Here is a 10,995-nt window from a genome sequence, read left to right as displayed (position 1 = left end):
AGTATCTTTCTCAATATCAGCTAAACATATCTTCTGATATCTTTTGCATTCTAACCTCAGTATAACGCATCGCTGCTGGACTATCTCCATCTACAGAACCAAAGTTACCTTGCCCATCAACCATCATGTAACGTACACTCCAGTTTTGCGCCATTCTCACCATGGAATCATACACAGAGGTATCTCCATGTGGATGGTACTTTCCTAAAACTTCCCCAACAATTCTTGCTGATTTTTTATACGACCCAGTTGCTTTAATTCCTAATTCATGCATACCAAACAAAACCCTTCTATGAACTGGTTTCAAACCATCTCTTACATCGGGCAGTGCTCTTGAAACAATTACTGACATCGAGTAATCGATGTATGCGGCTTTCATCTGATCCTCAATGTTAATCGGAATTAACTTTTCTCCGTCTGACATATATATATTTTGATTAAAATTAATTCATTTTTTTAAGACAAGGCAAGATAGTATTTCTACGCCTTTTCACAAAGGTTTTAGTAGCTGTAATTCGGCAGAGTTATCAACATTTTTTAATATTTTTTAACAGTATTTTATTTGTTTGATTTCTAATAGTTTTATACCTTGTTACAATAGTCAAAATGTCAGTTTTTTTGCATTGGCATATTTTTTGTAATTGCTAAAACATAAAGGACTAATTTTACTACAAATTAATAAAGAGAGAAAGAAATATGGACGATAATTTTTCACCAAAAGTCAGAGATGTAATTACTTTCAGTAAAGAAGAAGCTTTAAGATTAGGGCATGAGTTTATTGGAACAGAGCATCTTGTATTAGGTTTAATTAGAAAAGGAGAAGGAAAAGCAATAGAAATCTTAACAACATTTGATGTTGATTTAGTTTTATTGCGTAAAAAACTTGAACAATTAAACCCATCAAACCCAACATTTTCTGACAATAAAGACAAGCCTAGTTTACGTTTAACGAGACAAGCCGAAAAGGCGCTTAAAACTACTTTTTTAGAAGCTAAGTTGTATCAAAGTGAATCTATAGACACTGCGCATTTGTTATTATGTATCTTAAGAAATGAAAATGACCCAACTACAAAGTTGATTCAAAAATATCATGTGAACTATGATGATGTTAAAACATTATACAAGCAATTGCATGTAGATGATCTTGATGTTGATTTACCTTCAAATCCAATTGCAGAAACACCTTCTGATGACGAGTACGCCTCAGAGAAACCAAATCCTTTTGATCAATCTCAAAAAAGTAAAACCGCTAAAAAATCGAAACACCCTGTATTAGATAATTTTGGTAGAGATTTAACTGATTTAGCTGAGAAAGGTAAATTAGACCCTGTTGTGGGTAGACAAAAAGAAATTGAGCGTGTTTCGCAAATTTTAAGTAGAAGAAAGAAAAATAATCCAATGTTAATTGGTGAACCTGGAGTTGGAAAATCTGCGATTGCAGAGGTTTGGCTTTGAGAATTATAGAACGTAAAGTTTCTAGAATTTTATTTGACAAACGTATTGTTTCTTAGATTTAGCAAGCCTAGTGGCGGGTACGAAATATAGAGGTCAATTCGAGGAACGTATGAAAGCTTTAATGAATGAGCTCGAAAAAAATGAAGATATTATTTTTATTCATCGATGAAATTCATACCATTGTTGGTGCTGGTGGTGCAACCGGTTCTTTAGACGCATCAAACATGTTAAAGCCAGCTTTAGCAAGAGGAGAATACAATGTATAGGAGCTACAACTTTAGATGAGTTTAGGACAAACATCGAAAAAGATGGCGCTCTAGAACGTCGTTTTCAAAAGGTAATTGTAGATCCTACCTCCGTAAAAGAAACCATTCAAATTTTACAAAATATTAAGAGTAAATACGAAGAACATCATCATGTTAATTATACAGATGCTGCTATTGAAGCTTGTGTGCAATTAACCAACAGATACATGACTGACAGATATCTTCCAGACAAAGCAATTGATGCTTTAGATGAAGCCGGATCTAGAATTCATATTACAAATATTATAGTTCCTCAGCAAGTTTTAGAGTTAGAATCACAATTAGAAATTATTAGGAATCATAAAACAAAAGCCGTTAATAGTCAGAAATATGAAGAAGCTGCCAAATTAAGGGATGATGAAAAGAACATGGAAGCGGCTTTGAACTCTGCTCAAAAACAATGGGAAGATGACTCTAAATTAAACAGAGAAATTGTTACAGAAGACAACGTTGCAGAAGTTGTTTCCATGATGACTGGTATTCCTGTAAATAGAGTCGCAGAAGCAGAAACGCATAGATTACATGAACTACCAGAGTTAATTAAAGGAAAAATAATAGGACAAAATGAAGCTGTTACTAAAGTTGTAAAAGCAATTCAGCGAAATAGAGTTGGCTTAAAAGACCCAAACAAACCCATTGGTTCTTTTATTTTCCTAGGACAAACTGGTGTTGGAAAAAACACAATTAGCGAAAGTATTAGCACGTGAATTATTTTGACTCTGATGATTCTTTAATTAGAATTGATATGAGTGAATACATGGAGAAATTTGCTATATCTCGTTTAATTGGTGCACCTCCAGGTTATGTTGGATACGAAGAAGGAGGACAGTTAACTGAAAAAGTAAGAAGAAAACCGTATTCAGTTATTTTATTAGATGAAATTGAAAAAGCACATCCAGATGTATTTAATATGTTACTTCAGATTTTAGATGATGGATATATTACGGATAGTCTTGGACGTAAAATCGATTTTAGAAACACCATAATTATTATGACTTCTAATATTGGTGCGCGTCAATTAAAAGACTTTGGTGGTGGTGTAGGTTTTGGAACTTCATCGAAAAAAGAACAAGCAGATGCACATGCAAAATCTGTAATTGAAGGAGCTTTAAAGAAATCTTTTGCTCCTGAATTTTTAAACAGAATAGATGATGTAATTGTATTTAATGCTTTAGAAAGAGGAGACATTCATTCTATTATAGATATTGAGTTAGATAAATTACTGCATAGAATATCCGATTTGGGCTATACTTTAAAGTTAAGCGAAAAAGCAAAAGATTATATAGCAGATAAAGGTTTTGACAAAAAGTATGGAGCAAGGCCACTTAAGAGAGCTATTCAGAAATATATAGAAGATGCTTTAGCTGAAGAAATCGTAAATTCTAAATTATCTGAAGGAGACACCATTACTATGGATTTTGATGATGATAAAAACAAACTCACCATCAAAATTAAAAAAGGTAAAAAGAAGCCTGAAACTAGAACAGAAACGGAATCTTAAAAACAGGAAAATCCCGAACTTTCGTTCGGGATTTTTTATAAAAAAACCCTCTTACTAATTGATTTTTGACTTGAATAATATTAATTCGCTATTAAACTATTTATCCTATTTTTAAAATTTACCGAGAGGAAAAATATCATGTGTCTAAAAAAATTAAATTTTTTTTGGGTTACATCTGAAGAAGTATTCAGGCAGTTTATAATCGATATGACAAACAAATTAAAAGTATTAAATCCAAAATAGAAAAAACATATAACTACCCAAACAATTCTAGACTGTCAATTTCTAAAGAATTAATAAACTCGGAAGCATTTACAATATCATCATGTAAAACCCGGTCTTCTTCTACAATCGTAACTTCTTGTCTAAAGAGACTCATTATACTTTCTAAAAAAGGAGAACTTTTTCCATTTCCAAAACTTAATGCCTGTGAAGCTGTAAACAATTCAATAGCAAAAATAGACTGTAAATTATCCACTATCTTTTTACATTTTGTCGCCGCATTTGCCCCCATCGAAACATGATCTTCTTGTCCGTTACTAGACTCAATAGAATCTACACTTGCTGGAGTTGCATATTGTTTATTCTGAACTAACAATACTTGCTGGCGGTATATTGCGGAATCATAAATCCTGAATTTAATCCTGGGTTTGAAATTAAAAAAGGAGGCAGGTGCCTGTGCCCGGAAACTAATGATAGGTTCTTCTTTCCGATATATTTCCTAACTCTGCTAGAGCAATCGCTAAAAAATCTAATCCTAACGCTAAAGGTTGTCCCATGAAAATTTCCTCCTGAAATAATTTCAATCTTCATCTACAAAAATATTCAGGGTTGTCTGTTACAGAATTAATTTCTGTCAAAAAGGTTTTGGTTACAAACCTAATCGTATCTTTTGTTGCCCCATGAACTTGCGGCATACATCGAAAAGAATAAGGATCTTGTACATGCTGTTTTTCTTGCACAATCAATCACTTTCTTCCAAAAAATCTTTAATTCTTTGCGCTGTTTTTATCTGACCATTATGTGGTCTTGCAAAATGAATAACTCGTTAAAAGGTTCTATGCGTCCGTCAAAACCCTCTAAAGAAATAGTAACCAATTAAATCTGCTAAATAAGATAATTTATGTGCTTTTAAACAAACAATGAATTCCCGTAAGCCGACATAAATTGTGTTCCGTTTTAACAGCGCCAAACCCTCCTTTGATTGTAAACTTATTTTATCCCAAGAAAATACTTTTAATAATTCTTCCGATGAAATTATCTCACCCTTATAATATACCTTTCCTAATCCAATTAAAGGCAAAGACAAATGTGCTAAAGGTGATAAATCTCCTGAGGCTCCAAGAGAACCTTGCGTGTAAATGACAGGAATAATATCATTGTTATAGAAATCTATTAATCTATTTACAGTAGCCAATTGCACTCCTGAATGTCCATAACTGAGAGCTTGCAACTTTAAATAAATCATCAATTTTACAATTTCTTTTGGCACTCATCTCCTGTTCCACAAGCATGACTCATTACCAAATTTTCTTGTAATTTCTGTAAATTATTGTCTTTTATCTTTACATTATACAAAGCTTCCAAAACCTGTATTAATGCCATAAATTGGTTTCGAAAATCGATTTCGTTTTTACATCCAAAAAAGACCTACATTTTTTAATTTTTTGAATAGCAGTTTCTGATAATGCTAACTTTACATCCAAAGAAATTATTTCTTGAATTTTAGATAAATCCAAGGGTGTTGAGTTTTATATAATGGAATGGAAATCATATTTTGATTGATTGAAATTCAAAAGTGCAAATTCATAGTTGCATATGCAAGCGATTTTAACTATTTTTCATTGAATTAATATTTTATATTTGTGGCATCTTTAAATTTTCAAAATGAAAAACATTTATATACTTCTCTTTGGTTTATTAATTATGAGTTCTTGTATTCCAGAACAGCCTCAAAATCATCTTACTTTATCCGGTAAACTTGAAAATACTCAAGATTCATTCTTAACAATTTCAAACAGGCAAGGAATTATAAAAGAAATAAATATAAACTCAGGAGGTGTTTTTAAAGACACATTAAAAGTTGAGGAAGGTGCAATTTATACAATGGAAGCTAGTAATAACAGAGCTCCAATTTATTTAAAAAATGGATACAATATTTCCCTTGTCGGAGATGCTCAAAATTTTATGAAAAGTTTAAAATTTTCTGGCAAAGGTTCTGATAACAGTAATTTTATTATTGCTCAAGTAGAAAAAAATAAAAGTGTCCAAAATCCTCAAATAAATTTAAATTTAGAAGAGGATGATTTCAAGAAAAAAAATTAATCAAATAAAATTTGAGTATGATAGTATTTTAAATTCTTACAATCATCTAGATAGTACCCTTTACAATTCTTTTCTTGACCAAAACAATCAATTAGTTATTAATTTTAGCAATGCATATAACCAAAACAGAGTCACTGGAAAAGGAAGACCTTCTCCTAAATTTGAAAATTATGTAGATTTTAAAGGAGGTAAAAAGTCATTAGACTCCTTTAGAGGAAAATATGTTTATATAGATGTTTGGGCTACTTGGTGCCGTCCTTGCATACAACAAATACCCTATTTACAAACTTTAGAGAAAGAATATCATAATAAAAATATTGAGTTTGTTAGTATTTCTACAGATGAATCGCGAAGAAGTGGAGGTTCTTGGGAAGCCGCAGAAAAAAAAATGGAGGGCTTTTGTAAAGAAAAAAAATATGACTGGAGTTCAACTTTGGTCTGGACAAGATTTTTCTTTTCAACAAGCGTATCAAATAAATTCAATACCTAGATTTATTTTAATTGATCCAGAAGGTCAAATTATAGATTCAAACGTGTCTAGGCCCTCTGACCCTAGATTAAAATCTTTACTAAATTCGTTGGACATTTAATTGAAGATCTAAAAATAAATCAAAATAAAAGCGAAATTCAAAGTTGAATTTCGCTTTTATTTTTCTTTGACTTTAAAATATTTATTCTTTATAAACACCCATCTCTGAATATTTCTCCATTCTTTTAATTATTAAATCTGTATCAGATAAATCTTTTAACTCATTAAAAGCATTTAAAATTTGTGCTTCAACAGCTTTAAAAGCTCCTTCTCTATTGGTATGCGCACCCCCAATTGGTTCCTTAATAATAGCGTCAATTAATTTTAACCTTTTCATATCAGTTCCTGTTAATTTTAATGCCGCTGCCGCTTGCTCCTTATATTCCCAACTCCTCCATAAAATTGAAGAACAAGATTCAGGAGAAATAACGGTGTACCAAGTATTTTCCATCATATAAACTCGGTCTCCTACCCCTATACCTAATGCTCCTCCAGAGGCTCCTTCACCAATAACCACGGTAATAATTGGTGTTTTTAAACGAGTCATTTCTAAAATATTTCTGGCAATAGCCTCTCCCTGTCCACGTTCTTCTGCTTCTAAACCAGGATATGCTCCAGGTGTATCCAATAATGTGACTACAGGAATTCTAAATTTTTCTGCCATCTTCATTAAACGTAACGCTTTTCTGTACCCTTCTGGATTCGCCATTCCAAAGTTTCTGTACTGACGCGTTTTTGTATTGTATCCTTTTTGTTGACCAATAAACATAAAAGATTGGTCTCCAATTTTCCCTAAACCACCAATCATAGCTTTGTCATCTTTAACATTTCTGTCTCCATGAAGTTCCATAAAAGTATCTCCACAAATTGCTTTGATATAATCTAAAGTATAAGGTCTATTTGGGTGTCTGGATAATTGAACTCTTTGCCAAGGAGTTATATTTTTATATATACTCTTTCTCGCTTCTGCTAATTTTTTTTCTATTTTTTTACAGGTTGCTGTAACATCTACATCACTTTCTTTACCAATAATTTGACACTTTTGTAGCTGATCTTCCAGCTCTTTTATCGGCATTTCAAAATCTAAATATTCCATTTATAGTTATTTTGATTTAGTTATTTGGATTAACAAACATACTATAAAATTTACTTTTTTAGGCAAGTTGATTTATTTTTTTACCTTTTGTAAAATCTTCTGTTTTATTAATGATTTATTCTTAATAATTCCATTAATTAGAACAACTCCTAAAACAATACAGGCACCTAAATAAAATTCTGGTTTCATTTTTTCTTTGTCTCCAAAAACAAACAGCGCTAAAATAATAGCATAAACTGGCTCTAAATTTATGGTCAGCATAACCGTATATGGAGATAAATATTTCATCACTTTTACGGATGCAATAAATGCATAAGCAGTGCAAATACTGCTCAATATCAGCAAATAAATCCAATCAGATTTATGTAAACTAAAAAAAGAGATTGAAAAACTATTATTTAAAAATAAATAGAATGTAACAAAAAGAGTTCCAAATAATAGTTGATATAATGATATAGAACTTGCACTATACTTTTTAATAAAAAGACCATTTAAAACAGCGAATAAGGACCCTAAAAAAGAAGAGAGTAAAGCGTACCCAATTCCTAATTTATATTGACTTTCGAAATTAAAAATAATATATAAACCTACTATCACTAATAATCCAAGAATGATTTCTAGTAATTTCAACTTCCTTTTAAAAAAAATAGGTTCTATTAAAGAGGTGAAAAATGCACCTGTACTCATGGTTACTAAAGCGACAGAAACATTTGAAACTTTTATGGCTTTGAAAAAGAAAATCCAATGAAGTGCAATAGTAATTCCTGTTATTAAAAACTTGAGCAATCCTTTTTTTATCCACATAAAAACTTTTTCTTTTGAAAAGAAAATAAATTGTAATAAAAATAACTGCTAAACCCATTCTAAAGAAAACTAAGGGAATCGCATCAATAGTAATTAATGCACCTAATATTGCTGTAAATCCCCAGATAAAAACAATGAGATGAAGTAATAAATAATTTTTGAACCTATTTTTTAGCATAGTAATACAGATATATAGCTAAACTACCAAAAAAGAAATTTGGCATCCAGACATATAATAACGAATTTACACCTGCTACAGCTCCTAAGACTTCTGAAATTTTCATTAGAAAAACGTAGATAAACATAATAGCCACTCCTATTGCCAAATTGATTCCTGTTCCACCTCTTTTTTTCCTAAATGCCAGCGCTACAGCAATAATTGTAAGTATGTAACTAGCGATTGGGAGACTTGTTCTTTTATGAAATTCAACCAAATACGCATTCAAATTTTTAACACCTCTTTTCTTTGAAATACGAATAAATTTCATCAATTCATCAGAAGGCATTTCTTGGGATAGCGCAGATTTGTAAATTAAATCCTTAGGCGTAAAACTAAAAACAGTATCTAGTTTATTTCCAGAAAAAATGCTGTCTCTATCCTTATATATTTGACGTTTTCTCCAATTTTGAAGTGTAAAAACAGAGTCTTTTGTATTGAATTTTATATTATCTCCTACTAATTTTGATTTTAATTTTAAACCATTATACACTTCCGAAGTAAAATCATAACCAGAATTTGATTGTGTATTAAAACTTCTTATAAATATGTAAGTACTATCTGTTAATTGCAGACTGAAATCATTTATATATTTTAACTCATTTTTTTGCTTTCTACTATTTATATATTCTTTCTCAAACTTTTTTCTAGTTTTACTGCTACTAGGTACAACAAAATGATTCATTAATAGTGAAACCATTGTAATTAAAGTGGCACCTAAAAAATACGGATATAGAAATCTTGTAAACGAAACTTTAGCATTCGTAATTGCAATAATCTCTGTATTATTAGAAAGTTTTGAAGTGAATAAAATTACAGCAATAAACAATGCCAAGGGCATAAATGTATTTGCATAATAAATGATAAAATTTTTATAATACTCATCTACAACTTGATAAAATCCTAAATCTGCATGTTCTAAAAAAATTATCAATTTTTTCAGAGATATCTATAGCAACAGCAATAGGAATCAAAATTAGTAAAGTAAACAAAAAGGTTACCAAAAATCGTTTTAATATGTACCAATCTATAATCTTCAAAAGCTAAACTTATATTTAGAAATTCATGTTTTAAAAAATTTACAAACGTTTATCCATTTGTTTTACCATTTTATCTTTCCATACTCTAAAATCGCCCGCTAAAATATGTTTTCTAGCCTCACGAGTTAACCATACATAAAATCCTAGATTGTGAATAGAAGCAATCTGTTTTCCTAACATTTCTTTAGCAGCAAATAAATGACGTAAATAGGCTTTAGAATATAACGTATCTACATAAGTAATATCCATTTCATCAATGGGAGAAAAATCATTTTCCCATTTTTTGTTTTTAATATTAATAGTTCCATGAGCAGTAAATAACATTCCATTTCTGGCATTCCTAGTTGGCATTACACAATCGAACATATCAATACCTAAAGCGATATTCTCTAATATATTTATTGGAGTACCTACACCCATTAAATATCTTGGTTTATCTTCTGGGAGTATTTCAGCAACAACCTCGGTCATTGCATACATTTCTTCAGCAGGTTCTCCAACCGATAATCCACCAATTGCATTTCCTTGAGCGCCTGCATTCGCAATATACTCAGCAGATTGCCTTCTTAAATCTTTATACGTACTTCCCTGAACAATAGGAAAAAAAGTTTGTTCATAACCATATTTATAAGGTAAGTTTTCAAGATGATTTATACATCTGTCCAACCATCTATGCGTCATATGCATAGAACGTTTCGCATAATTATAGTCGCATGGATAAGGTGTACATTCATCGAAAGCCATAATAATATCGGCTCCAATAGTTCGTTGAACCTCCATCACATTTTCCGGAGTAAAAAAATGCATAGACCCATCAATATGGCTTTTAAATTTAACACCTTCTTCTTCTATTTTTCTCCTTCCTGAAAGCGAATATACTTGATAGCCTCCAGAGTCTGTTAAAATATTTCTATCCCAATTCATAAACTTATGTATACCACCTGCCTGCTCTAAAATATTAGTTTTTGGTCGTAAATATAAATGATAGGTGTTGGCTAAAATTATATCGGGTTTTACCTCCGTTTTTAGTTCTGTCTGGTGGACACCTTTTACAGTGCCAACAGTACCTACGGGCATAAAAATTGGGGTTTCAATCACTCCATGATCAGTCGTTATAACTCCTGCTCTCGCCTTACTCTTTGGGTCCGTTATTTTTAAGTCAAAATTCATTGATGGCAAATATAAGACTATTTAAGAACTCAAAAATAAAATGGACTATTATAAAAATGAAAAAGATACTTTTCATGAAGAATGCAGTTAGAAATTGTATAAATAACTATATGAGTATGTATATCAAACTATAACTAAGTCAAAATAGCCAATATAACTCTAGAGTAATCACACTATAGATAAGCTCTTTGCCTCATAAAATAATAAAATATATAATTTACTGTTGGGAAGCCCAAATATTCTGAATTTTCTAGATTTTATTCTTTACCCCAATATATACAAATATCCATTTTCCGACTAATACATGAATATCAAAGAAAAAACGAATAGTAAAAACAATTATATAATCTACCACAGAATATTTCCATAAACAAGCAATTATGTTTGATATTTTATCATTTTGTGTAATAAAAAAACCTCATATCGTTAGATATGAGGTTTATAGATCTTGTTTATCACAAGATAAAGAAAGGCGGCGACCTACTCTCCCACATAAATGCAGTACCATCGGCGCTATTGGGCTTAACTTCTCTGTTCGGTATGGGAAGAGGTG

9 protein-coding genes, 1 rRNA gene and 5 pseudogenes (1 of these 15 running past the window's edge) are annotated in these 10,995 nt (G+C 31.0%); 3 read left to right on the top strand and 12 right to left on the bottom strand.

All coding sequences use genetic code 11. From position 1 onward, the window contains the following. Positions 1-424, bottom strand: a pseudogene (locus ATE90_RS13460) (DNA gyrase subunit A); the annotation flags it as partial. 272 nt (positions 425-696) lie between these two features. Between ATE90_RS13460 and ATE90_RS13455 the strand changes: the two are divergent. After that, positions 697-3,261 (top strand): annotated as a pseudogene (locus ATE90_RS13455) (ATP-dependent Clp protease ATP-binding subunit). 256 nt (positions 3,262-3,517) lie between these two features. Here the strand turns inward: ATE90_RS13455 and ATE90_RS13745 are convergent. The 6 genes and pseudogenes from ATE90_RS13745 to ATE90_RS13795 all read right to left on the bottom strand — a co-directional run bounded on the left by ATE90_RS13745 (position 3,518) and on the right by ATE90_RS13795 (position 4,866). Then, entirely contained in the window at positions 3,518-3,859 is a 342-nt protein-coding gene (locus ATE90_RS13745) for an aromatic amino acid lyase (RefSeq protein ID WP_254712331.1), read from the bottom strand. After that, positions 3,853-4,005 (bottom strand): annotated as a pseudogene (locus tag ATE90_RS13850) (aromatic amino acid lyase); the annotation flags it as partial. The pseudogene ATE90_RS13850 and the gene ATE90_RS13745, both read right to left, overlap by 7 nt. Further along, positions 3,996-4,040, bottom strand: a pseudogene (locus ATE90_RS13845) (hypothetical protein); the annotation flags it as partial. The pseudogenes ATE90_RS13845 and ATE90_RS13850, both read right to left, overlap by 10 nt. A 30-nt stretch (positions 4,041-4,070) precedes the next feature. After that, positions 4,071-4,178: an aromatic amino acid lyase gene (locus ATE90_RS13740; RefSeq protein WP_254712339.1), complete on the bottom strand. Its 108-nt coding sequence runs from the start codon at positions 4,176-4,178 to the stop codon at positions 4,071-4,073. A gap of 152 nt (positions 4,179-4,330) precedes the next feature. Beyond that, a complete protein-coding gene (locus ATE90_RS13735) occupies positions 4,331-4,729 on the bottom strand; it encodes an aromatic amino acid lyase (protein ID WP_254712330.1) in 399 nt (132 codons plus the stop codon). Positions 4,730-4,734: 5 nt separating this feature from the next. Then, entirely contained in the window at positions 4,735-4,866 is a 132-nt protein-coding gene (locus tag ATE90_RS13795; RefSeq protein ID WP_302849303.1) for a hypothetical protein, read from the bottom strand. Between the two features lie 282 nt (positions 4,867-5,148). On the opposite strand from ATE90_RS13795, the gene ATE90_RS13730 reads away from it, so the two are divergent. Next, complete coding sequence (locus ATE90_RS13730) at positions 5,149-5,586, top strand: hypothetical protein (RefSeq protein ID WP_254712329.1); 438 nt, start codon at positions 5,149-5,151, stop codon at positions 5,584-5,586. After that, the gene (locus tag ATE90_RS13725; RefSeq protein ID WP_254712328.1) at positions 5,564-6,076 is read left to right on the top strand and encodes a TlpA family protein disulfide reductase; all 513 of its coding nucleotides are present in this window, start codon (positions 5,564-5,566) and stop codon (positions 6,074-6,076) included. Before ATE90_RS13730 ends, ATE90_RS13725 begins: the two co-directional genes overlap by 23 nt. Positions 6,077-6,257: 181 nt before the next feature. On the opposite strand, the gene ATE90_RS13440 is transcribed toward ATE90_RS13725, so the two are convergent. From ATE90_RS13440 to rrf, 5 genes and pseudogenes are all read right to left on the bottom strand, one after another. After that, positions 6,258-7,211, bottom strand: a complete 954-nt coding sequence (locus tag ATE90_RS13440; RefSeq protein WP_036784837.1) for an acetyl-CoA carboxylase carboxyltransferase subunit alpha — start codon at positions 7,209-7,211, stop codon at positions 6,258-6,260. Between the two features lie 72 nt (positions 7,212-7,283). Continuing rightward, positions 7,284-8,193, bottom strand: a pseudogene (locus ATE90_RS13435) (DMT family transporter). Then, entirely contained in the window at positions 8,180-9,166 is a 987-nt protein-coding gene (locus ATE90_RS13430; RefSeq protein ID WP_254712327.1) for an LptF/LptG family permease, read from the bottom strand. Before ATE90_RS13430 ends, ATE90_RS13435 begins: the two are co-directional and overlap by 14 nt. Positions 9,167-9,311: 145 nt before the next feature. Further along, positions 9,312-10,442 carry a tRNA guanosine(34) transglycosylase Tgt gene (tgt, locus tag ATE90_RS13425; protein ID WP_036784828.1) on the bottom strand — a complete coding sequence of 377 codons (1,131 nt, stop codon included), beginning with the start codon at positions 10,440-10,442 and terminating at the stop codon, positions 9,312-9,314. A gap of 467 nt (positions 10,443-10,909) precedes the next feature. After that, positions 10,910-10,995 (bottom strand): 5S ribosomal RNA (gene rrf / locus ATE90_RS13420) (it continues 24 nt past the right edge of the window).

Source organism: Polaribacter sp. Hel1_33_96 (genome assembly GCF_002846595.1).
Taxonomy (GTDB): Bacteria; Bacteroidota; Bacteroidia; order Flavobacteriales; family Flavobacteriaceae; genus Polaribacter.
The sequence above is the reverse complement of the archived record's forward strand: the minus strand, read 5'-3'. Positions and strand labels throughout refer to the sequence as shown.

Bases quoted from the DNA above. Each gene is read 5' to 3' on its own strand.
- ATE90_RS13740 (WP_254712339.1), bottom strand. From the start codon at position 4,178: ATGCCGCAAGTTCATGGGGCAACAAAAGATACGATTAGGTTTGTAACC.
- ATE90_RS13735 (WP_254712330.1), bottom strand. From the start codon at position 4,729: ATGATTTATTTAAAGTTGCAAGCTCTCAGTTATGGACATTCAGGAGTG.
- ATE90_RS13795 (WP_302849303.1), bottom strand. From the start codon at position 4,866: ATGGCATTAATACAGGTTTTGGAAGCTTTGTATAATGTAAAGATAAAA.
- ATE90_RS13730 (WP_254712329.1), top strand. From the start codon at position 5,149: ATGAAAAACATTTATATACTTCTCTTTGGTTTATTAATTATGAGTTCT.
- ATE90_RS13725 (WP_254712328.1), top strand. From the start codon at position 5,564: ATGATTTCAAGAAAAAAAATTAATCAAATAAAATTTGAGTATGATAGT.
- ATE90_RS13440 (WP_036784837.1), bottom strand. From the start codon at position 7,211: ATGGAATATTTAGATTTTGAAATGCCGATAAAAGAGCTGGAAGATCAG.
- tgt (WP_036784828.1), bottom strand. From the start codon at position 10,442: ATGAATTTTGACTTAAAAATAACGGACCCAAAGAGTAAGGCGAGAGCA.